The sequence below is a fragment of the Bacillus sp. B-jedd genome, from assembly GCF_000821085.1.
Classification (GTDB): Bacteria; Bacillota; Bacilli; order Bacillales; family Cytobacillaceae; genus Bacillus_D.
In genome coordinates this window covers 1424550-1445568 of record NZ_CCXR01000001.1, presented here as the reverse complement: position 1 = coordinate 1445568, position 21019 = coordinate 1424550, and the positions used below count along the sequence as shown (strand labels likewise).

Annotated in this window: 23 protein-coding genes; 6 read left to right on the top strand and 17 right to left on the bottom strand. The window is 44.6% G+C overall.

Going from position 1 to position 21019, the window contains the following annotated elements; translation table 11 throughout:
• Positions 1–15: 15 nt before the first annotated feature.
• The 6 genes from BN1002_RS07075 to BN1002_RS07045 all read right to left on the bottom strand — a co-directional run bounded on the left by BN1002_RS07075 (position 16) and on the right by BN1002_RS07045 (position 5207).
• Complete coding sequence (locus BN1002_RS07075) at positions 16–1227, bottom strand: hypothetical protein (RefSeq protein ID WP_048824305.1); 1212 nt, start codon at positions 1225–1227, stop codon at positions 16–18.
• Positions 1224–2420 (bottom strand): DUF58 domain-containing protein, encoded by a 1197-nt coding sequence (locus tag BN1002_RS07070; protein ID WP_048824304.1) that lies wholly within the window; start codon positions 2418–2420, stop codon positions 1224–1226. The genes BN1002_RS07075 and BN1002_RS07070 overlap by 4 nt, the downstream gene beginning before the upstream one ends.
• Positions 2420–3367, bottom strand: a complete 948-nt coding sequence (locus BN1002_RS07065) for an AAA family ATPase (RefSeq protein ID WP_048824303.1) — start codon at positions 3365–3367, stop codon at positions 2420–2422. Before BN1002_RS07065 ends, BN1002_RS07070 begins: the two co-directional genes overlap by 1 nt.
• Positions 3368–3897: 530 nt before the next feature.
• Entirely contained in the window at positions 3898–4638 is a 741-nt protein-coding gene (locus tag BN1002_RS07055; protein ID WP_048824301.1) for an SDR family NAD(P)-dependent oxidoreductase, read from the bottom strand.
• Positions 4639–4711: 73 nt separating this feature from the next.
• Positions 4712–4948: an aspartyl-phosphate phosphatase Spo0E family protein gene (locus BN1002_RS07050; RefSeq protein ID WP_082036168.1), complete on the bottom strand. Its 237-nt coding sequence runs from the start codon at positions 4946–4948 to the stop codon at positions 4712–4714.
• Between the two features lie 61 nt (positions 4949–5009).
• Complete coding sequence (locus BN1002_RS07045; protein WP_048824299.1) at positions 5010–5207, bottom strand: hypothetical protein; 198 nt, start codon at positions 5205–5207, stop codon at positions 5010–5012.
• A 259-nt stretch (positions 5208–5466) separates the two neighbouring features.
• Here BN1002_RS07045 and BN1002_RS07040 point away from each other — a divergent pair, with 259 nt between their 5' ends.
• Entirely contained in the window at positions 5467–5655 is a 189-nt protein-coding gene (locus tag BN1002_RS07040) for a YkvS family protein (RefSeq protein ID WP_048824298.1), read from the top strand.
• A 64-nt stretch (positions 5656–5719) separates the two neighbouring features.
• Here the strand turns inward: BN1002_RS07040 and BN1002_RS07035 are convergent, their stop codons facing one another.
• Positions 5720–6388, bottom strand: a complete 669-nt coding sequence (locus tag BN1002_RS07035) for a Rossmann-fold NAD(P)-binding domain-containing protein (RefSeq protein ID WP_048824297.1) — start codon at positions 6386–6388, stop codon at positions 5720–5722.
• Between the two features lie 158 nt (positions 6389–6546).
• Here BN1002_RS07035 and BN1002_RS07030 point away from each other — a divergent pair, with 158 nt between their 5' ends.
• Positions 6547–7158 carry a CPBP family intramembrane glutamic endopeptidase gene (locus BN1002_RS07030; RefSeq protein WP_048824296.1) on the top strand — a complete coding sequence of 204 codons (612 nt, stop codon included), beginning with the start codon at positions 6547–6549 and terminating at the stop codon, positions 7156–7158.
• A 27-nt stretch (positions 7159–7185) separates the two neighbouring features.
• Here the strand turns inward: BN1002_RS07030 and BN1002_RS07025 are convergent, their stop codons facing one another.
• Positions 7186–8229: a YkvI family membrane protein gene (locus BN1002_RS07025; protein ID WP_048824295.1), complete on the bottom strand. Its 1044-nt coding sequence runs from the start codon at positions 8227–8229 to the stop codon at positions 7186–7188.
• Between the two features lie 236 nt (positions 8230–8465).
• On the opposite strand from BN1002_RS07025, the gene BN1002_RS07020 reads away from it, so the two are divergent.
• The gene (locus BN1002_RS07020; protein ID WP_048824294.1) at positions 8466–10625 is read left to right on the top strand and encodes an ATP-dependent Clp protease ATP-binding subunit; all 2160 of its coding nucleotides are present in this window, start codon (positions 8466–8468) and stop codon (positions 10623–10625) included.
• 49 nt (positions 10626–10674) lie between these two features.
• Here BN1002_RS07020 and BN1002_RS07015 read toward each other — a convergent pair whose 3' ends face one another.
• Complete coding sequence (locus tag BN1002_RS07015; RefSeq protein ID WP_048827816.1) at positions 10675–12369, bottom strand: M3 family oligoendopeptidase; 1695 nt, start codon at positions 12367–12369, stop codon at positions 10675–10677.
• Between the two features lie 195 nt (positions 12370–12564).
• Here BN1002_RS07015 and BN1002_RS23635 point away from each other — a divergent pair, with 195 nt between their 5' ends.
• Positions 12565–12717: a hypothetical protein gene (locus tag BN1002_RS23635; RefSeq protein ID WP_156129702.1), complete on the top strand. Its 153-nt coding sequence runs from the start codon at positions 12565–12567 to the stop codon at positions 12715–12717.
• 13 nt (positions 12718–12730) lie between these two features.
• Here BN1002_RS23635 and BN1002_RS07010 read toward each other — a convergent pair whose 3' ends face one another.
• Positions 12731–13171 (bottom strand): MarR family winged helix-turn-helix transcriptional regulator, encoded by a 441-nt coding sequence (locus BN1002_RS07010; protein ID WP_048824293.1) that lies wholly within the window; start codon positions 13169–13171, stop codon positions 12731–12733.
• 223 nt (positions 13172–13394) lie between these two features.
• Between BN1002_RS07010 and BN1002_RS07005 the strand changes: the two genes are divergently transcribed.
• Positions 13395–14636 carry an MFS transporter gene (locus BN1002_RS07005; RefSeq protein ID WP_048824292.1) on the top strand — a complete coding sequence of 414 codons (1242 nt, stop codon included), beginning with the start codon at positions 13395–13397 and terminating at the stop codon, positions 14634–14636.
• 312 nt (positions 14637–14948) lie between these two features.
• Here BN1002_RS07005 and BN1002_RS07000 read toward each other — a convergent pair whose 3' ends face one another.
• Complete coding sequence (locus BN1002_RS07000; protein WP_231574994.1) at positions 14949–15476, bottom strand: hemerythrin domain-containing protein; 528 nt, start codon at positions 15474–15476, stop codon at positions 14949–14951.
• A 207-nt stretch (positions 15477–15683) separates the two neighbouring features.
• Between BN1002_RS07000 and BN1002_RS06995 the strand changes: the two genes are divergently transcribed.
• Positions 15684–16025 (top strand): hypothetical protein, encoded by a 342-nt coding sequence (locus BN1002_RS06995; protein ID WP_048824291.1) that lies wholly within the window; start codon positions 15684–15686, stop codon positions 16023–16025.
• Between the two features lie 155 nt (positions 16026–16180).
• Here BN1002_RS06995 and BN1002_RS06990 read toward each other — a convergent pair whose 3' ends face one another.
• The 6 genes from BN1002_RS06990 to BN1002_RS06965 all read right to left on the bottom strand — a co-directional run bounded on the left by BN1002_RS06990 (position 16181) and on the right by BN1002_RS06965 (position 20930).
• Entirely contained in the window at positions 16181–16465 is a 285-nt protein-coding gene (locus BN1002_RS06990; RefSeq protein WP_048827813.1) for a ferredoxin family protein, read from the bottom strand.
• Positions 16465–17760: an FAD-dependent oxidoreductase gene (locus BN1002_RS06985; RefSeq protein ID WP_048824290.1), complete on the bottom strand. Its 1296-nt coding sequence runs from the start codon at positions 17758–17760 to the stop codon at positions 16465–16467. Before BN1002_RS06985 ends, BN1002_RS06990 begins: the two co-directional genes overlap by 1 nt.
• Positions 17753–18784 (bottom strand): electron transfer flavoprotein subunit alpha/FixB family protein, encoded by a 1032-nt coding sequence (locus BN1002_RS06980; protein WP_048824289.1) that lies wholly within the window; start codon positions 18782–18784, stop codon positions 17753–17755. Before BN1002_RS06980 ends, BN1002_RS06985 begins: the two co-directional genes overlap by 8 nt.
• A 31-nt stretch (positions 18785–18815) precedes the next feature.
• A complete protein-coding gene (locus tag BN1002_RS06975) occupies positions 18816–19640 on the bottom strand; it encodes an electron transfer flavoprotein subunit beta/FixA family protein (RefSeq protein WP_048824288.1) in 825 nt (274 codons plus the stop codon).
• A gap of 276 nt (positions 19641–19916) precedes the next feature.
• Positions 19917–20195 (bottom strand): aspartyl-phosphate phosphatase Spo0E family protein, encoded by a 279-nt coding sequence (locus BN1002_RS06970; protein ID WP_048824287.1) that lies wholly within the window; start codon positions 20193–20195, stop codon positions 19917–19919.
• A 207-nt stretch (positions 20196–20402) separates the two neighbouring features.
• Entirely contained in the window at positions 20403–20930 is a 528-nt protein-coding gene (locus BN1002_RS06965) for a cupin domain-containing protein (protein WP_048824286.1), read from the bottom strand.
• Between the last annotated feature and the right edge of the window lie 89 nt (positions 20931–21019).

Below are 21019 nucleotides of genomic sequence, written 5' to 3'. Positions count from 1 at the left end.
AATCTGAAAGTTTGCCTAATCCATTGTTTTTGGACTTTTTTCCTTCTTCCCAAAAGCCTTGATTTGTTCCTTAATATCCTTGATTGCGGCTCGTGCATAATCAAGACTCTTGTCTTCAACAGGCATGCTTCCGTAGCGGATCCTCCCGTAAATATCGATCAGCTGCCGATCCTTATTTATACCGATCCTTGTCCACCACTCATCGAGTGTTTCGTAAGGAAAACGGCCATATCCCTTTTTATTTGCGAAGGTCTCAAGTTGATAAAATTCAAGCCGAAGTTTATTTTCAGGAGGCAGTATTTTTCTCATTCTTGAACGGGTAGACAGTCCGCCAGTAAAGCTTATTAATTGGGCGGATGTGTTCGATTGCTGCTCTGTCTTAATAAAAAGTTTCTTCTTATATAAGTAAACAAATACGATCATGGCCGCAATAAAAGCGAGAGCCAAAAGGAAGGTATCTGTCTGAGGGGAATATTGGCCGGGCTGATAAGCTTCATGCGTACCTTGCCCCATGTCCATTCCGCTTTCTCTGAACATTCCTTCCATCGGCATTCCCTGCATCTTCCCTTCAAGCCATTTAAACAATGGGGAAACTAGCATTCCAAATAGCATAGCTCCATTTTTGACAATAAAAAAGAAGGCTGCCTTGAAATAGTCAAGTAATAACGTAAGAATCAAGCCTGCAAGAAACAGGACTCCTATTATTTTTCCAAAATAGAAGATGAATCCTGCTTTTTGGCTCTTATTTTCCCGAAGCTCTGATAAATTGTACACAAACCGCCCGAGCAGGACGAGCGCTATTTCCAAGGCAAGCAAGAGAATTGTTATCTTTAGTACGCCGCTTTCTTTGACAGATGCTGAAATTACCCCCGGCATGGCAACGAGCATTGACAATGCCGCCATGCGAAGGTCCCTGTCATCCATTCCTTCATCGACAACTGCCAACCCCCTCCAAAAGATGAAAAGTCCTGCGAGAACAGCCAAAAGCGGATGGAAATTAAAAAATATGGCTACAGCGATCAATGAAGGCAATACAAGGAGCAGGTATATGGCTTTTGCGTTCGTCCTGGAACGAACGAGAAGCCATGCAAAAATAAAATAGAAAAAAACCAGGACGGCCAGGACAGCGAAAACCCCTTCCCGCATTTCTATCCGCGGAAAATTAGGATAGATTAACAGTGAAGTAAAAAGCAATTCCAAGACAAAGAGATGGACCTTCCTTATCATGATGAAATCCTTCTTTCCGGCTGATGCGAAAAAGAAGTGAGCATAGAATAGTGCTCCATTACCTGCAAATGATAAAGCGCTACTCCTTTCTTTTGCATGCACCCTAAATTGGCATAAATCTGTTCTGTCACCCCTTCGCCATGAATAAAAGTTGGCATCAGATGAAAATGCCTTTCCATATACGAAATCATCCTCTCGTAGGGCAGTGTGGCATGGTCAGAGCTAGCCAAAGCGAGAAGCTCATATATTTTTTGGAGCTGCTCCCTTCCTTCCCCCGGCGGTACATAATAAAAAGGAACATCTCCCACATTTCGGATGTTCATGCACAAAGAGACAGGAATATTCCTGGAACATGCGAAATAGGCAAGGTCAGCAGCGCTTTCGAGCAACTCTTCAAATTGTGGTGAGGATGAATGGCCTTCCATAACATTCAGGCTGATAACCATCCCTTTTTCTGATACCCGGTCAAAAAGTTTCGTCTGCAGCTTTCCGGTTCTTGCACTGGCTTTCCAGTGAATTCTTTTGAAGCCGTCACGAATACTGTAATCACGCGTTCCCGCGGGTGAAAGCAAATCTTCATAAAGTGAAAAGGCTGCCGCCTGTGTTCCAGGCCGGTCGGTAAGGATGTCCTTTTTTCCAGCAACCTCCATTCTTTTCGGGTAGACGAGTGCTTCCTGGGGAAGCGGATGTTTGTACTCAAGGAGCGTAGAGCCGAAACCGAACAAGTTGGGAAAGCTAAGTTCCAGCCTTCGGATTTTGGACAATCCTCTTTTTCTCGTTATATAGGGAATAGACAGTTTTTTTGATTCACCTTTCATGATCGAGAAGGGAACTGATACCTCATTTAACGTCTTTCCATTTGTTTTTCCGGCTTGAATTGGTTCTACTGCATTGTCGAAAATTACTTTTACTTCACCATTGAGGATTGGCCAGCCACTATTCCTGAATACCATTTCCCATTCCCCACGCTCGCCGGAAAAATATCTGTTCCGCTTTCGTACCATTTCAACTTCCAGGCCTTCCCCAGCATGTTTTTCATACATCTGATTGAGTGTTATGGCCAGGAAGGCAATTGATCCTGTAAAAAACAAAAACTTCTCATCCATGTAGAAGGAAAGCAAAATCAGGATAATGGAGGAAATTTGGATAGCGGCGATTTTCTTTTCAGTAAAAAGATACCTTGTCCAGGCCATTATCCTGCCCCCTTTTCAACAGGTACGGGCACACTTTCCAGAATTTCCGTCATAATAGCTTCCGGTGTCCGGGTCAAGGACCCTTCTGTTGTCAACTGAAGCCGATGTCCCAGTACATATGGCGCAACTGCTTTAACATCATCCGGATCGACAAAGCTTCTTCCCGATACAAACGCCTTTCCTTGGGCCGCTCTCATCATCGCAATTGTTCCTCGCGGGCTCGCCCCAAGCTCTATCAGGGAATGCTCCCTTGTTTTACGGGCGACCTCAAGAATATACGTTTCCACATCATGGCTGATTGCCGTCTCTGAAGCTTCCTTGGCCAAAGCAAGCAATTCTTCTTTTGTAATAACCTGTTTGACTTCCAAGCTCCTTGTCCCACCCCGGTGGAGTTGCAAAATTCTCCGCTCTTCTTCAAGTTCAGGATAAAAAGCCTGCAGTTTGATAAAGAACCGGTCCATCTGTGCTGCAGGCAGAGGGAATGTCCCCTGTTGGGATTCGACTGGATTTTGCGTAGCAATAACCATGAACGGACGGTCAAGGGCAAGCGTATATCCATCAATTGTTACCTGTTTTTCCTCCATCGCTTCAAGAAGGCTGGACTGCGTCCGAGGGGTCGCCCGGTTAATTTCATCTGCCAGCACAATATTCGCCATAATTGGACCTTGGAGCAATTCGAATTCCTGCTTTTTTGGATTAAAGAACCGGATGCCAGTAATATCGCCGGGCAGAACATCAGGGGTAAATTGGATTCGTGAAAAGACTCCTCCTACTGCTTCAGCGAATTTTTTTGCGAGCATGGTTTTCCCTGTCCCAGGAACACTCTCCATTAGTACATGGCCATTAAAAAGAAGGGAAATGAACATTAATTCCACTTCCTCTTCTTTGCCGATTAAGTGTTTGCTTATTTCATTCTTTAGCCGCTCAACTGTTTTATTTGCTTCCATATATCCAGCTCCCTTTTCATTGCATAGCTTAGTCATCCTTGTTCGTCGATTTCCACTCCGGGGACATGCTTTCCGCGGGGAGGACCGTGGAGCCTCCTCGGCGTCATAGACGCCTGTTTGTCCAGCTGCATAGGGAAGGCTTCGGCAGCATAGACCCACGAACGAAGAAAAAGCGAAAGCTTTTTCGAGGAGCGCCTAGCCCCTCGAGGTCGCTTCGGTCCCGAATGTGAAGTCAAAGAACGACTTCCCCTTCTGGCCCTCCAGCGCTGGTCGGGGCTGACCACTAAGGAAAGCTCCCGGGAATAATCATCGCAGGGACACAAAGGAAAGCTCCCCGGAATTAGCTTCGCAGGGACAGACGCCTTTTGTCTGTCACGAGGCGTTTTTTGCCTGTCACGAAGGCGCTTCCGCCTTTCGAGGGGTCTCACGTGCCTCTGCATCCCGCCGGAGTCAGTCCCCTCCGTTCCAATCAACTTCATTGAATATAACAAACTCCTTTAACTGAGCCACTTTCATAATTGCCCAGGCTGTTAATCTACATAAATCATTTTTTTCGTCATGCCGCCATCGATAATGATATTTTCTCCTGTAATGAAATTATTGCGGGAATCTGCGAGGAACAGACACGCCCTAGCGATATCATCCGGCTTTCCAACCCGCCCGCTAATATGCTGGGAGTGGTCGGCCGCCGATAGCATTTCGTAGTCACCTGTCTCTATCCAACCCGGACTGATACAATTGACGGTAATATTGTAAGGGCCAAGAGTCCTAGCCAAGGCATGGGTCAACGAGACAATCCCGCCCTTTGAAGCTGAATATGCTTCCGTATCCGGTTCTGACATGCGTGCCCGGGTAGATGCTATGTTAATGATGGCACCACCTGTTGTCTTCATGATTCTTCCTGCCGCTTGTGAACAGAGAAATACACTTCTCAGGTTTGTATCAAGGATTTTATCCCAAACATCAACAGTCATTTCAAAAAAGGCGTGGAATTCCGATATCCCTGCATTGTTTACAAGGATATCCACTTTTCCAAACCTGGAGGCGGCTTCTGTAAATAAACTTTGTACACTTGTTTCGTCCTTTACATCTGTAGGAATGAACATGGCTTTGGTCTTTAATCCAAGCAATTCAGCCTCCAAAAGCCTTCCGGCATCTTCATCAATATCCGCAATGACTACAACGGCTCCTTTTGCGGCAAATTCTTTTGCGATACCTTTTCCGATACCGTTGCCAGCCCCTGTAATAACCACTGTTTTTCCGGTGAACATCAAGGCCGATACACTCCTTTTCAAAAAATTAAAACAGGCATCCTGCTTAATAGCTGGACGCCTACTGTCTTACTTAATTGGTCATTGCTCGTGAATAATACGTAAACGAACTACTGCTTTTCTTATTGTGCAGGTTGATCAAATCATCAAGTTCCCGGCTTTTTATGAGAGTCTGGGTGCTCGTAATTCCAGTCTTGGAAGCTGTCAAAATCATTTCTTTTCTTTTATGTTCAATTTTGTTCAGCAAGTTGTCCTGGCATAACAATAGTCCTTCACCTTCGCTCTGCTTTGTGATTAATATTATTTCCATTGTATACCCAGTTAATCGTTTTCACAATATTTCCACAAAAAATATTTCGGTTTACTTATTATTAGCTTCGCGGCTCTTCAGTGTATCCATAGATGACTCCGCCACCGCGCTGGGCTATGCCGCGAAAATGTTTGAAATCTGGCCGTTTTACAAGGACTTCCCTAAAGGGAAGGAAATCCTCATTTGTTACATAGTATTCGGCTAGCTCCCCATTTTTCAGCTGCTCAAGGATTTCATTGATTCCATTTTGGTCAACCATCCATACCAACTCCCGTTATTATCTATAATGAATGATAATTTAGCAGGCACACGGTGTCCAGTCCGCGCCATTGCAAAAATGAAATTAGGAAAAATTGTGGAAAGAAAGCCTTTACGTTTTGAACAATTTAGTGCAAACTGTTATTAAAATCTGTAAATCATGTTGATCCATCCCTTATTGTCATAAGCATTTTCCACAAATGAGGGAAACTACAGACAAGAGAAACCTATTCTATTAGGGTGAAAAAGGAGAGAGACAGTTGAAGAGAGCAGAAGTAGGAAATGTCATTGAGTTCCGCGGGGGGCTGAAAGGGATTGTTGAAAAGGTGAATGAAAACTCTGTGATTGTAGACTTGACTTATATGGATAACTACAGGGATCTTGAATTGGATCAACGCACTGTCATTAATCATAAAAACTATAAAGTTATTAAAGACTCAGCAAATTAAACTTTTTGCCGACTGTTAAGCGGCCAATAAATGAAAGCAGCGGTTACCCCGCTGCTTTCATTTATTAAGAATCCTTCTTTCCGAGTGCCCGAATTTCTCCTGATTCATGAATGCTAACCCCACCGCTATCGAATAGCGCTGCTTTTGCCATCGCTCTTGCCACGGTGGCTGATGGAATCGGAAACGATTTTTTCATGCTTTCCGGCAGGATTGCTGAAAAAGGTTTAGAACCCCACTCAGCCAGCTTTTCGCCAAGCCTGAATTCCTTTCGGTCACCAAGCAGAAGTGACGGCCTGAATATATGGATTGCATTGAAAGAATATTGTTTCACTGCTTCTTCCATCTCCCCTTTTACTCTGCTATAGAAAAAGGCAGAATTTTTATCAGCACCCATCGATGAGATCACAAGGAAGTTCTTTGCCCCTTTCATGGATCCTAGTTTTGCTGCCTCCACCGGCATATCAAAATCCACTTTTCTGAAAGAATCTTTCGATCCCGCTTTTTTAATCGTCGTTCCAAGGCAGCAATAGATGTCATCCACATTAAATTCGTCCGAATACCCTTTTAAAAAGTCCATATCGGCGATGACTTCCCTCACTTTTTTACCGCCTTGTCCGAGAGGCCTCCGCCCCATCACAATAATCGCTGAGTACTCTTCCATTCCCTCCAGGATGCTGACGAGCATGCTTCCGACGAGACCTGTTCCACCAAGCACTAATGCAGTTCTGCCCATTTCTCCGCCCCCTTACTTGTTACTATAACGGTTAATTACTTTTTTCGCCAAGCTTGCTTTGAAGTTGGCAATTTCGGGAACACTAGCAAATATGTCTTTTTTTGATTGTCCGTATTTGCTACAATAGGTGGGATGCATGAAAGGAGTAATTTGTTTCAATGGTATCCAAGAACTTTGACTATCGTTTATTAGGCGGCTTTTTGCTGGCCCATTTTCTTTTATTTTTTTCTTTTCAGGACAAGCATATTTTCTGGTACATTTTCCCTGCTAGCCTTCTTGTTCTGACCATCTGGACAATCCTGCAGGAGGAAGTGGATGACAGAGTTTCATTTATTAAATATATGACCGTAGGCATCCTATCCGGTTTCCTTTTGTTCGGCCTTTTTTATTTTGGACGTTATATGATCAATCTGTTCCACCTGCCGTTCACAGGAAGCATTTCCAAGCTCTATAAATGGTTTTCTCCAAGAGAGTTTTGGCAATATATCGCCCTCGTGTTAATTGCTGTCCCTGGAGAAGAATTATTTTGGAGGGGGTTTGTCCAAAAAAGGATTCTCCGCCATGCGGCAGTCCTGCCAAGTGCGTTTATTTCGGCAGCCATGTACGCCTCTGTACATATATATTCTTTCCAGCCGGTCCTCGTTTTCTCCGCTTTCGTATCGGGTTTGGTTTGGGGACTGCTATATGCTTGGAAAAGAAGCCTGCCGCTTGTTATTGTTTCCCACCTTGTTTTTGATTTGATGATTTTCATAATTGTTCCCCTCAACTAAATGTAGCCGCCCGGAAACCGGGCGGCTTTATTGTATTTTCGGTAAAGGTTTTATCCATAAAAGAATTAAAAACGCTAGGCTGACATAGCCAAACAGCGGATAAAGGAAGGACAGGAGCGTCCCATAATGAATCAGGCTGGCAATGTAGGATACGGCAAAAATGCCGGCTGTAATCGAAAGTGTATTCAAAGGGATTATCTTCTTTATTTGTCTTTCGAGGCCATATATATTCCCAATTACAGAAGTGAAAATTTCTGCATAGACAATTGAAATAAACAGCCAATGAAAGCTGCCGGCTACATTTCTCATTACCGCAGCCATCGGGATATCATACGTTTCCAGACTGGGAAGCATGACCAGCGTCAGATGGCTGGAGAGCAAAATAATTGTTAATGCCGCTCCGCCAAGGATTCCCCCCCACTTGATCGTCCAATCATCCTTTACTTCCGACGCCACAGGCACCAGAACAGCCTGAGAAAGGCCAAGGTTGAAGGCAATATACAAAAATGGCGAAAAAACCCCCTTCCAACTGTCCCGTCCAACTTCAACCTTAAAAAATGCCTCTGTAAAGCCAGGCTTCACAACCGATAATGCCATTAAAAAAATACTGAACATGATCATTGCAGGGACGATAAAGGTATTTACTGCAAACAAGGCTTTCGTGCCGAAATACATAACTATGACTGATAGCGCTATTGTTAATAAGATTCCATAATTCCTTGAGGTCCCAATCTGTTCCTCGAAAACAGCACCCGCACCGGACATCATCACAGACGTTACACCGAGAAGCATTAAAAGCATTAAAATATTTATTAAACCTGAAGCGCGCTTTCCAAATAAGAATTCATTAAACTCCTGATACGTATCTGCATTAATCCTCGCCGCGGTCCTCATTAACTTCGATCCCATTGAGATGAGAAGATAGCCGCTGACCAAAATTCCTATAAATCCTATAAATCCAAACCGTGAGAAAAACTCAACAATTTCCCTTCCTGTTGCAAAACCGGCTCCGACCACAGTGCCGACGTAGACGGCCGCGATTTGGAAAGCACCTGACCAATTTCGCTTCACCCAACTCCCTCCTCTTAATCACTATATGGGAAACTGGACAAACCATGACCAATTTGAAAAAGGAAGCGAAGCGATATTTTGAAAAAATCAATTCCACATATATTTGGTGAAATTTACATCAGCAAAACACTTGAAAGTCAAAGAAGGTCAGAGTATACTAATATCAGAAAGGTCAAATATAGTCAAAGACAAACAACCTTTTCTATTATCCGTATTTAATTGAGGAGGCAGATAATATGCTTTGCCAACTATGTAATCAATCACATGCGAATGTTCAACTTAAATTAATGGTGAACGGCCATAAAAAGGATCTTTTGCTTTGCCAGGATTGCTTTAACAAAGAGCGTAAATCAATGGCAAGTTCATTCGGTCCATCAGCAGGCTTTCCATCTTCATTTTTTAATCAATCCAATTCCTTCCCGTTTGGCGGAAATGAGTTTGCGGGCAAGGTGGGTGAAACCGTCAAGGAGCCAGCCAATCAAAAAGGAGACAATGGCTTTTTTGATCAGTACGGCCGCAATTTGACCCAATTAGCAAAAGCGGGGCTTATCGACCCAGTCATTGGACGCGATGAAGAAGTCGAAAGAGTTATTGAAATCCTTAACCGCCGAAATAAAAACAACCCTGTCCTCATTGGCGAACCGGGTGTCGGTAAAACAGCCATTGCTGAAGGCCTTGCCCTCAAAATCGCAGAAGGCGAAGTGCCTGTAAAACTTGCAAACAAGGAAGTATATTTGCTTGATGTTGCATCACTCGTTGCCAACACAGGAATCAGGGGCCAATTCGAAGAGCGGATGAAGCAAATGATTTCAGAGCTCCAACAAAAGAAAAATATCATTCTTTTTATAGATGAAATCCATCTTCTTGTCGGGGCAGGTTCCGCCGAAGGCTCGATGGATGCCGGGAACATTCTGAAACCGGCCCTTGCCCGGGGTGAACTTCAGGTCATCGGGGCCACAACATTAAAAGAATACCGCCAAATTGAAAAAGACGCGGCTTTGGAGCGGAGGTTCCAGCCAATCCATGTGCAAGAGCCTTCACCAGACGAGGCTATTGAGATTTTAAAGGGAATTCAATCAAAATATGAGGATTTCCATGAAGTCAAGTATGCAGAAGAGGCCATCCAGGCATGCGTCCAATTGTCCCACCGCTATATCCAGGACCGGTTTCTTCCAGACAAAGCGATTGATTTGCTTGATGAAGCTGGCTCAAAGCTGAACCTCGCTCATGGTGGTGTTTCTTCGGCGGACAGTATTGAAGAAAAATTGAATGCAATTTCCGTTGAAAAAGAAGCCGCTTTGCATGCTGAAAATTATGAGCGGGCAGCCCAGCTTCGCGATGAGGAAGCAAACCTTGAAAAAAGGCTAATAGAAACAGGGTCTTCAGACCGCCCAGTTGTTGAAGTAAATCATATCCAGGAAATCATTGAAAAGAAAACTGGCATCCCTGTCGGTAAACTTCAGGAGGATGAACAGCAGAGATTAAGGAATCTTGAGGAATCACTGAACGAAAAAGTCATTGGTCAAGCTGAAGCGGTGAAGAAGGTGGCCAAGGCCATCCGCAGGAGCCGTGCCGGCCTAAAAGCAAAACAGCGACCGATTGGTTCGTTCCTGTTTGCCGGCCCGACAGGAGTAGGGAAAACAGAGCTGACAAAAAGACTGGCTGAAGAATTATTCGGCTCAAAAGACGCAATGATCAGGCTTGATATGAGCGAATACATGGAAAAACACAGCGTCTCCAAACTCATTGGTTCGCCTCCAGGCTATGTAGGCCATGAGGAAGCAGGACAACTGACTGAAAAGGTCCGCCGCAATCCGTATTCAATTATCCTTCTTGATGAGATTGAAAAGGCCCATCCCGATGTCCAGCATATGTTCCTGCAAATCATGGAGGACGGCCGTTTGACTGACAGCCAGGGAAGAACGGTAAGCTTTAAGGATACCGTCATCATCATGACAACGAACGCAGGAGTCGCCGCAAAACCGATCCATGTTGGTTTCAACAGCAGTGTTTCCGTTGAGAGCGGCATCCTGGAATCACTCGGCGGGTTCTTTAAACCGGAATTCCTGAACAGGTTTGACAGCATCATCGAATTTGGACAGTTGGAAAAAGAACATCTTCACCAAATTGTCAGCATTATGATAGATGATTTGCAAAATAATCTTGCTGAACAAGGCTTGTCGCTTTCAGTCAATGAAGGTGCGAAAGGAAAATTGGCGGAACTCGGTTATCATCCGGCCTTCGGCGCGCGCCCGCTCCGCCGTGTTATTCAGGATCAGCTTGAGGACAAAATCGCCGATTTAATCCTTGATAAACCTGAAATCAAGGATATCGAGGCAGTCATTGAAGGAAATCAAATCACGCTTCGCGAACAAGCAGCAATTGTGAACCGTTAATAATGGAAAAAGCAAAAGCCCGGGAATTTTCCCGGGCCTCTTACATAATCTAGAGTTTTTTATCATCTATAGAATTTAGGTAGTCTTCAATTACTCCGACAACCGATTCAACACACCCATCCTCAAACGGCGAGAGAAGTCCCGCTTCCTTCACTAGACCCGTAAATGACTGGCTTCCCCCAAGGCTACAAAGGCGCGCATAATCCTTCCATGCAGCTTCCCTGTCTTCCCTCGATTTCTTCCAGAACTGGAACGCGCAAATCTGGGCAAGTGTATAGTCGATATAATAGAAAGGAGAGTTATAAATATGGCCCTGCCTTTGCCAGAAACCGCCCCTTGACAGATAATCATTTTCCTCATAATCCTTGTGCGGCTGGTATTTCCTTTCAATTTCCCTCCACTTGGTTTTTCGGTCTGCAGGTGACGCTTCAGGGTTTTCGTAAACCCAGTGCTGGAATTCATCAACAGAAACCCCGTAAGGTAAAAACAGAAGTGCATCGCTTAAATGCTGAAACTTGTATTTGTCGGTATCTTCCTTGAAAAACAACTCCATCCATGGCCAAGTAAAGAACTCCATGCTCATTGAATGGATTTCACAGGCCTCATAAGTAGGCCAATAGTATTCAGGAATCTCGAAATGACGGCTTGAATACACTTGGAACGCATGACCGGCTTCATGAGTAAGGACATCGATATCTCCGGATGTGCCATTGAAATTAGAAAAGATGAACGGAGCGCGATACTCTTCGATATAGGTACAATATCCGCCAGAAGCTTTTCCTTTTTTAGCCACAAGGTCCATTAAGCTGTTATCCCTCATGAATTTAAAGAACTCGCCTGTTTCCCCGGAAAGTTCATCGTACATTTTCTGCCCGTTTTCAATAATCCATTCGGGGCTTCCCTTTGGCGACGGATTTCCCGATGTAAAGCTGAAGCCCTCATCATAATAATAAAGCTTGTTTACATCAATTCTTTCCTTTTGGCGTTCTTTTAGCTTCGTTGCGATCGGCACAATGAATTCTTCTACTTGCTTCCTGAAACCGGCCACCATTTCAGCATTATAATCAGTACGGTGCATCCTATAGTAACCAAGTTCCACGAAATTATTATAGCCAAGCTCTTTGGCGATTTCGGTCCTCACTTTTACAAGATCGTCATAAATCCTGTCAAATTGTTCTTCATGGCTGCTGAAAAACCCAAATTTAGCCTCACTTGCACGTTTCCTTGTTTCCCTATCAACCGATTCGATGAATGCATCCAGCTGTGCCAGTGTGCGCTCTTCCCCTTCAAACTCAATTTTCGCGGAGGCGACTAGCTTCGTATATTCAGAAACAAGCTTATTTTCCTTTTGCAAAAGCGGAACGATTTCCGGTTTGAATGTTTTCAGCTGTCCTTCAGCAAGGGCAAAGAGCTGCCGTCCCCACTTCTCTTCCAGTTCATTCCTGAATTTGGATTCTGTCAACGCCTTGTAATACTTTGTTACAAGACCTTCCATTTCCGGGCCGATTTCATCGAAGAAATCCTGCTCAGCCTTATAAAATTCATCATTCGTATCGATCGTATGCCGTACCGATACAAGAGTAGACATTGTCCCAAGATGGTTCCTGAGCGCATTGATTTCATCAATCACTTTTCCTTGTTCTTCAGCTGTACCGGCAGCGCTAAACCTTTCAAGCGCGGCTTCGAAGTTTTTCTTTGCTTCTTCAAGATCCGGCCGTGAATATTTATAATCCTGAAATTTCAATTGGGTCCCCTTCTCTCTTTTGGATTCCATGATGTTTTCGACACTCAGAAGATAATTTCCTCCAATTTTTAAAATCTTATTAAAAATCTCAAAATCCTTCATCTTGAATCAGATACATAAATGCGAAAAAAGCGGCACTTTTCAGGCCGCTTTTTTTGGTATTTAAACATTGGCTTAGTTAAAGGTGAGTGTGGATTGGCAATGAAGTTGATTGGAACGCAGGGGACTGACTCCGGCGGGATGAAGCGGCACGTGGAGACCCCACAGGCGTCTAGGACGCCGAGGAGGCTCCACGGTCCGCCCCGCGGAAAGCATGTCCCCGGAGTGGAAATCTACAATCAAGGATAACAGAGTCAAACTTTTAATATTTACCTGAAGGAAGGCCGAGCTTTTTTAGGAGCCGGATGGCCTCATCCCTTTCTGAAACCGAAAGACGAGACATCAGGTTATCGATGTTCTTTTCGTGCTCCGGGAAAACATTCTCGATGAAAGCTTTTCCTTTATCCGTTATTTGCGCGTAAGTAACGCGCCGGTCGCTCGGGCAGGCAACCCTTTGAAGGAATTCCTTTTGCTCAAGCTTATCGACAACATAAGTGATGCTGCCGCTCGCAATCAGGATTTTCCCGCCAATTTGCTGAAGCGGCTGGTCTCCTTTATGATATAAAAGTTCCAGGACAGCAAATTCTGTCGGATTAAGCCCATTTTCCTGTATAAGCTTATTCACTTGTTCATTAATGGCTTTATATGCCCTTGAAAGGACAATGTACAGTTTTAAAGATTGGGCAATAGAGTCCCGTTCCATATTAATCAAATCCTTTTATTAGATAATGAAATAATCTCGAATTCAAGATAATTATATAAAACAGGCTGGCTGGTGTCAATTGAGTTGAGGCTGATTCCTTTTTAAATGAGAAAACTTAAGATTTTTTCGTCAAAAAATTATTAAATTAGCCTTTTCCTCGTTTGTCATCTAAAAAAAATGCTGTAAGATTATAAGGACACAAAAGAAAAAAGGAGTTTTTTTTATGAGCCAGCAGGCAGCTTTAATTCAGAAGCCAGCCCCATCCGTCCAATCAACCACCTATAAAATTTTATATATCATAGGGATTTGCCACTTGCTGAATGATTCCATCCAGGCTGTCGTACCGGCCATGTTCCCGATTCTTGAAAAGTCACTCGGCCTTAGTTTTACCCAGCTGGGATTCATCGCATTCTCAGTTAATATGATCTCCTCTGTCATGCAGCCGGCGGTTGGGCTGCTGACGGACAGAAAACCGATGCCTTATGCCCTTCCAATCGGGCTTGCCGCTTCGATGGCCGGGATTCTGGGCCTTGCTTTTGCACCTACTTTTGAAATGATCATCGTCTCGGTATTATTTATTGGAATCGGCTCAGCCATTTTCCATCCAGAAGGCTCACGGGTTGCGTATATGGCCGCTGGACCGAGAAGGGGACTTGCCCAATCCATTTACCAAGTGGGCGGGAATTCCGGGCAGGCCCTTGCGCCATTGATTACCGCACTTGTGCTCGTGCCATTTGGCCAGAGAGGCGCCGCTTTCTTTTCTCTCGTCGCGGCCGCGGCCGTCCTCCTGCTAATCTATATTGCCCGCTGGTATACGGAAAAGCTGAGTTTCGAAAAAAGGACCGCCAGCAGGCAGGGCCGGAATGCCGCAGGGCAAAGGCCTTTGGCGAAAGGGGTTGTGCCGGCACTTTTATTCATCCTGCTGCTCATTTTCGCCAGATCATGGTACATTTCCGGCATTACAAGCTTTTATGCGTTCTTTGCGATTAAGGAATATTCGTTTTCGATCCAGCATGCGCAATACCTTCTGTTCGCCTTCCTGGTAGCGGGTGCAGCCGGAACCTTTTTCGGAGGCCCGCTTGCGGACAGGTTCGGGAAGAAGAAGGTCATCGCGCTTTCGATGCTGGCCGCCGCGCCGTTTTCAGCCGCCATTCCTTTTCTTCCGCCTGCCGCTGCGCTCGCATGCCTTGTCATAAACGGCTTTATACTCATGACAAGCTTTTCGGTCACAGTAGTTTACGCCCAGGAACTTGTTCCAGGCAAAATCGGCCTCATGTCAGGGCTTACGGTTGGGCTTGCGTTTGGCATGGGTGCCATAGGTTCAATCGGCCTTGGCTATATCGCAGATTTAGCGGGACTAAAGGAAATGATTACAGGCGTGGGCTTCCTCCCACTCTTGGGCTTGTGCGCACTTTTGCTTCCATCGGATAAGCAATTGGAAGAATGGAATCCAGACAGAATATAAAAACAAGGCATGGCCGATTGGCTATGCCTCGTTTTTATTAAGCAATCTGTTTTTTACTGATTAGGTATGCAGACAGAAAAACTGATAGGGCCAACATGAAAGTGGCTACAGCTATTCCTACGAATGGAGCCAGGACAGGCTTTCCAAACACATTCAAGGAAATGAAGTTCATAAACAAATCTTCAACCTTCATTATGCCAGTCAAAGTAAAAGTTTTCTAAAAAAAAATAAAAAAGAGAAAAAAGGATGGCAGCCAGTTGTTGTGTGGCGGCTGCCATCCTTTCAATTCGTTATTAATCTTTTGGTTTCCTGCTAAATTTCCTGGATCCTTTTGTAAAGTTCAGTTTTTTCTTCATCTGAAAGCATTTTTTGTGCCATTGGAAAAAGGACATTTTCCTCCTTCGCAAAGTGTTCGGTCAACGTATAATAAGCCTCCTTAATCATGGCTGCAAGTTCCTTCATCTCGGCGTTTGAGAAAACCTCACCCTTATCTGCTGTACGGGCAAGATAAGTGCCTATCAATGTCTTCGCGCGGTCATGCTCATACTCCATGACGGCGATCGGGCCGGAAGCCCTGCCAATATAATTACCCATCATTTCAAACAGGACGCCCTCTTCCCGGTCTGAGTGCGGCCCGAGTTCAGCGATGAAATTCACCGTTCTTTCTGTCAGCTGAGCAAAAGAATCATTTAGATTCTCCTCATTTTCGATTTTCCCAACCGTAGCTAAAAGGCCATCCAGCATAGCTAGCAAAGGTGGGTGCTCTTCCTTCAACTGCTTTAATCCATCACACAACTCAACTATTCCCATCCCGCCAAAAGCACTCATACAGCCACTCATTTTAATTTCCCCTTCCAAAATAGTGTTATTTGCTTTGATTATAATGGGATTAGTGAGAACTAGTTGTGAGGTATATCACTAGCCATGAATTTGTCACATAAGCTATGTTACCGCTTTCAAGATTCAAAAAATTTTAACATTTAGGCAAACATTTTGGCCTTCTTTTTTCATATAATTTAGGTAAGAGATATTAAGGAGGGACAACACTTGAACTTTCCACACTACCGGGATTTTTATCCTAAAACCATGATGCCGATTGGAATGAAGGATTCCACCCTTTTACAAAGCTCCCCTTTTTCTGAAACAGGAGCCACCCACTGGCTGATAGCCCTCCAGGGGGACCATGAAGGCCTTCCTGCAGGATGCTGTAATTGGAAGGTAATGATTTTCACATCGGATACTGAAGGTTCATTCGACTGGAAGCATCCTTATTATGCATCACCACTCCTGGAGTCGATCGAAACCGCGATTGAACTCGCACAGCAATGTGAGTTATCCGGTAAAAACGATGAGCTTTGCACATTGGAATTAGATAAAAAAATTAGCTAATCCCCGATTTTCCTTTGCTTCTCCTTTTTAACCCTCTTTGTGAATTCCCGTACATATCGTGTAAATAGTGTATATCCAGCACAGTAACTGTTTTCCATATAAAAAAACAAAAAGCTGTCATACAAACAGCTTTTTGTTATGCTTTAAATCTTTAGTTAAGCCAATCTGAAAACAATGCCATGCCCGCCTTTCGGGTACTCCCACTTAATGTTCTGGTACGGACAGCCGATCCGGCAGCTTCCACATTCATGGCAGCCTTCATAGCCTACCTGCATCCGCTTACCTTCCCATTTGTATACCTCGGCAGGGCAAAATACAGTGCAAATCTTATCCGGGCATTTAGTCGCGCAAATATCGTGATCAAGTACGGTTAAATGCGATTTCGTGTCACACCTGAAGCGGAGGAGGTATTGTTTTTCTTCCAATGTATTGGTTGACATTATTTCACCGCCTTCCATGCGCGATAGACATCCTGGAGCACCTTGAGGGTGCCGCGTTCACTCGTAATGCTCTTCATGATTTCTTTCTGCTTATCCCGTTTAGGCGTTCCGTCGACAGTGAAGAATTTGCTCATCGCCTGATTCATCATTGGCACATATTCTTTAAAGTACTGTGGATATTTTTCAAAAGTATGTGCTGCGTCCTTATATTTTTCAAGATCTTTCATAATAAAGCTTCCATAAAGTGCCTCTCTGTAACTGTTCAGGCTGGCTTCGCTATAGTTATTCCGCTCTTTTGCCTGGACGATGGCCTCGGCAGCGAGCTTGCCTGAGTGCATCGCCATGTTCGAGCCTTCACGATGGATGGCGTTGACAAGCTGCGCCGCGTCGCCAACGACAATAACTCCGTTGCCTGCGACTTTCGGCACTGACCTGAATCCTCCTTCAGGTATTAAATGGGCGAGGTATTCGGCCGATTCTCCACCTTCAAGCATTGGGCGGACCATTGGATGCGATTTTAAATAATCTAGCAGGTCATATGGCTTAAGCTTCGCTTTAATCATGCTGGACAACGTTGTGCCGACCCCAATATTAAGGCTGTCTTTGTTCGTATACAAGAATGCCGTTCCGAGATTCCCTTTTGTTGAATCCCCGAAGATTTCGATTGTGCATCCTTGATTGCCTTCAAGGTTGAAGCGGTCATTGATTTTTTCTTTTGGAAGATTGATCACTTCCATGACAGTCAGTGCTACCTCATCCGGACGGAATTCCTTATGGAAGCCAAGCTGTTTTCCGAGCAGGGAGTTTACACCGTCGGCCAATACGACTACATCCGCATACACATCCCCATCCGGCCTGTCTGTCCTGACGCCAACCACTTTTCCATTTTCGACTATGCATTCGGTCACCACAGTCTCGTTAATCAGCAAAGCTCCCTGCTGGACCGCTTTTTGGGCAAACCATTGGTCGAATTGGGCCCTCAGGACGGTGAAATTGTTGTATGGTTCAGACGCCCACTCCATTCCTTTATAGCCAAAGGATACGACTGATTCCTTATCCATCATCCAGAACCTCTGCTCAACGACAGGGCGCTCCAGCGGTGCTTCTTTCCAAAACTCAGGAATCAATTCCTCCATCTGCTTCCTGTAAAGGACGCCGCCCATGACATTCTTGCTGCCCGGGTATTCCCCTCTTTCAATCAGCAGCACATTCAACCCATTCTTGGCACATTCAAAAGCGCAGGCTGTCCCTGCTGGTCCAGCGCCGACGACAATCACATCAAATTTTTCAGGCATAACTGATTTCACCACCCTTACTGCTTTGGATCTGTTTAAATTGCTCTGTCAGTTTTGGGACAATTTCCAGCGCATCCCCAACGATTCCATAAGTTGCAACATCAAAAATCGGTGCGTTTGGATCCTTATTGATTGCGATGATGATCTCTGAGTTTTTCATCCCTACAACGTGCTGGATCGCTCCCGATAAGCCAATGGCGAAATAAATCTTTGGGGTCACTGTTTCACCAGTCTGGCCGATTTGCAGGTGGTGAGGCAGCCAGCCGGCTTCAACAACATCCCTTGTCCCTCCGACTGTCGCGCCAATGGCATCAGCCAGGTCATACAACATCTGAAAGTTTTGCAGGTCTCCCATTCCTTTGCCGCCGCAAACAATGACATGGGCATCGGCGAGGTTTGCCTTACTTGTAACATCCTTCACAATTTTAAGCACTTTTGTGCGCATATCTTCCTCTGAAAGGGCGATTTTCTCTTCGATAATCCGCCCGGCCCTGCCGCTGTCCGGCTCGAGCGCTTTCATGACTTTCGGCCGTACCGTCGCCATTTGCGGCCGATGTTTTTTGCAGAGGATCGTCGCCATGATATTCCCCCCGAACGCAGGGCGGCTTGCTTCAAATAGCCTGTTTTCAAGATCGATATCGAGCATGGTGGTGTCAGCAGTCAAACCGGTATTCAAGTCCGTCGCAACGGCGCTTGCAAGGTCTTTGCCGTTAGGGGTCGCCCCGTAGAGAAATATTTCCGGCTTGTATTTTTCAGCTAGCATAATAACGCCTTTCATGTATGATTCAGTCCGATAATCCTTCATAACTGGGTGGTCAATCACATAAACCTCATCCGCTCCATAAGCAATTACTTTTGAAGCAAGCTGCTTGATTCCCTCTCCCATCAACACACCAGCAAGCGATACATCAAGCTTGTCGGCAAGCTTCCTTCCCGCTCCAAGCAGTTCCAGTGAAACTCCTTCGATTTCCCCATCGGTTACTTCAATAAAAACCCAAACCCCTCTATATTCATCCAAATTCATTTGTATCCTCCTATCTCCTCTGCTGGTTCGTTTAGTTTGCCTTGGCAGGAATGAATAGCTCCTTTTTCTCCATCAACAGACTGATCAGTTCGCTGACCTGCTCATCTGTACTGCCTTCGAGCCTTTTGCCTCCCTCAGGCTTTGGCGGTGTGAACATCTTACCAACAATTGTCGGTGAACCTTTCAGTCCGAGCTGGGTGCGATCCACATTTTCAAAATCGCTGACCGCCCATATAACTGGTTCATATCGTGCAGCTTTGATCATGTTTGGAAGTGGCGAATACTCAATCTCATTTATTTCTTTTTCTACAGTGAGAAGGCAGGGCAGCTGGGCCTGAATCAGTTCATGTCCGCTCGTTTGCTTTCTCTTTAACAAGATCGTCTTTTCCTTCAAATTTACTTCGGAAACATCGATAACATTCGTAACAGGCGGGATATCCAACCTTCTTGCAATGCCCGGTCCAACCTGGCCCGTATCACCATCAATAGCATGCTTTCCGCAAATCACTAAATCTATCGGCTGTTCCTTGCTTATTTTTTCCAAGGCCTTGGAAAGAGCATAGCTAGTCGCGAGCGTATCCGCCCCGGCAAAAGCCCGGTCTGAAATCAAATAGCCCCTGTCAGCGCCAATTTCAATACTGCGCTTGATTACAGCGGTAGCCTGTGGAGGACCCATGGAAAGAACCGATATCGTTCCGCCAGTCATTTTTCGGATCTTTACGGCTTCCTGGACGGCATGGGCATCGTACGGATTAAGGATCGCCGGCGCACTGCGGCGGTCCAGGGTATTCGTTTTCGGATTGATTTTAATAATCTTGGTATCTGGTACTTGTTTGACGCAAACAACAATATGCATTTATTACCTTCCCCCCTGCGAATTTTTCTGAAAGCGCTTCCTTTGGTGGTTATATAAAAATGCTATGTATTACGATATATGAATCGCAACACAAGCATAGTACTACCAGGAATAAACATAACCGTTAATTCTACTATAAAAAATATTTAGATATAGACAATGATATTAATCACAGATACAGCCTATCTCGGAAAATTTTCACAAAAATGTATGTTCGGGCCGAATAAAAAAGGGAAGTCGCGAATAACCCGCGAATTCCCTCTTGTTCTATATTAGCTATATACCTGCCTGTACGGCTGCAGTCCCATTAAAAATGCTTGATTTGATTTTGCCTGGAGAGCAGTGTTTCAGCTCGCTGTTTAATCGCCTAAAGGTTTGACGGCGGGCTGAATATCTGTATTTTTGGTAAGCGACTATTAATTGGTCAAGCTCCTGGCTATGGCGGACTGTACACTCACTAGTCAATCCGGTTTTCTTTGCTGAATCAATCATCAATTTTCGTTTCGCCTGTATTTCCTTCATTATTTTTTCAGGTTCCCAGCTATATAAAATCATGTTTAATTGCCTCCAGTTTTAACCCGTTTTACTATTTCTATCTATTTTTATTTCCAAGGAAAATTGCACCTGAAACTGCATTATGCCAGTCTTTTCACCACTTGTAAATAGGTTCGCAAAACAGGTCAAAACCTTTCATTTTTCACGGAAGTTCGACAATAATTGCTGACAAAAAAGCCGACTTCAAATGAAATCGGCTTTCCCCGGTTATTGAGCTACTGTGTCATAAATCGGAACCCATCCTTCAGAGGTGACGAAGATCCGGATGGCCACGACTTTTCTGTCTTCCTGTAAAGTAAAGTAATGTCGGATATTCTCCGGTACAGAAATAAGGTCTCCCGGATCCAGATTTACTTCAAAAAAGTCTCCGTTCCTACCTTGAATAACAAATATGCCATGCCCGCTAACAATAAATCGGACTTCATCATCCGTATGATGGTGCTCCCTTTTAAAGTTTTGCAAAAGGGCGTCAAGATTAGGTGTTGAGTCGGAGAGAGAAATAACGTCCTGGGCTTTATAGCCCCTTCGTTCGGAAATTTCCCGTATTTCATGCTTGAATGTATTTAGGATTGCCTCTTTGTCTTCATCGCCTAGCGTGAAGTTTTCCCTCAGGTTTTCAGGAAGCTTTTCAACATCCCAGTGCTCATAAATAACTTCCTCGGATTCAAGGAATGCTGCGACCTCTTGCTGTTCAATGATTTCTTTGCCGCTTTGCTGTAATTTAATCCATGCCATATCATTTTTCCCTCACTTTTTTAGTAGTTTAATAATTTTCACAAGCCTTCTGCTTCAAGAAACAGCTCTCCAAACGAAAAACCTCATAA

What these genes read in the sequence shown, in the direction of transcription:
- BN1002_RS07075 (WP_048824305.1), bottom strand. Translation starts at nt 1,227, where the DNA reads ATGATAAGGAAGGTCCATCTCTTTGTCTTGGAATTGCTTTTTACTTCA.
- BN1002_RS07070 (WP_048824304.1), bottom strand. Translation starts at nt 2,420, where the DNA reads ATGGCCTGGACAAGGTATCTTTTTACTGAAAAGAAAATCGCCGCTATC.
- BN1002_RS07065 (WP_048824303.1), bottom strand. Translation starts at nt 3,367, where the DNA reads ATGGAAGCAAATAAAACAGTTGAGCGGCTAAAGAATGAAATAAGCAAA.
- BN1002_RS07055 (WP_048824301.1), bottom strand. Translation starts at nt 4,638, where the DNA reads ATGTTCACCGGAAAAACAGTGGTTATTACAGGGGCTGGCAACGGTATC.
- BN1002_RS07050 (WP_082036168.1), bottom strand. Translation starts at nt 4,948, where the DNA reads ATGGAAATAATATTAATCACAAAGCAGAGCGAAGGTGAAGGACTATTG.
- BN1002_RS07045 (WP_048824299.1), bottom strand. Translation starts at nt 5,207, where the DNA reads ATGGTTGACCAAAATGGAATCAATGAAATCCTTGAGCAGCTGAAAAAT.
- BN1002_RS07035 (WP_048824297.1), bottom strand. Translation starts at nt 6,388, where the DNA reads ATGGGCAGAACTGCATTAGTGCTTGGTGGAACAGGTCTCGTCGGAAGC.
- BN1002_RS07030 (WP_048824296.1), top strand. Translation starts at nt 6,547, where the DNA reads ATGGTATCCAAGAACTTTGACTATCGTTTATTAGGCGGCTTTTTGCTG.
- BN1002_RS07020 (WP_048824294.1), top strand. Translation starts at nt 8,466, where the DNA reads ATGCTTTGCCAACTATGTAATCAATCACATGCGAATGTTCAACTTAAA.
- BN1002_RS07010 (WP_048824293.1), bottom strand. Translation starts at nt 13,171, where the DNA reads ATGGAACGGGACTCTATTGCCCAATCTTTAAAACTGTACATTGTCCTT.
- BN1002_RS07005 (WP_048824292.1), top strand. Translation starts at nt 13,395, where the DNA reads ATGAGCCAGCAGGCAGCTTTAATTCAGAAGCCAGCCCCATCCGTCCAA.
- BN1002_RS07000 (WP_231574994.1), bottom strand. Translation starts at nt 15,476, where the DNA reads ATGAGTGGCTGTATGAGTGCTTTTGGCGGGATGGGAATAGTTGAGTTG.
- BN1002_RS06990 (WP_048827813.1), bottom strand. Translation starts at nt 16,465, where the DNA reads ATGTCAACCAATACATTGGAAGAAAAACAATACCTCCTCCGCTTCAGG.
- BN1002_RS06985 (WP_048824290.1), bottom strand. Translation starts at nt 17,760, where the DNA reads ATGCCTGAAAAATTTGATGTGATTGTCGTCGGCGCTGGACCAGCAGGG.
- BN1002_RS06980 (WP_048824289.1), bottom strand. Translation starts at nt 18,784, where the DNA reads ATGAATTTGGATGAATATAGAGGGGTTTGGGTTTTTATTGAAGTAACC.
- BN1002_RS06975 (WP_048824288.1), bottom strand. Translation starts at nt 19,640, where the DNA reads ATGCATATTGTTGTTTGCGTCAAACAAGTACCAGATACCAAGATTATT.
- BN1002_RS06970 (WP_048824287.1), bottom strand. Translation starts at nt 20,195, where the DNA reads ATGATTTTATATAGCTGGGAACCTGAAAAAATAATGAAGGAAATACAG.
- BN1002_RS06965 (WP_048824286.1), bottom strand. Translation starts at nt 20,930, where the DNA reads ATGGCATGGATTAAATTACAGCAAAGCGGCAAAGAAATCATTGAACAG.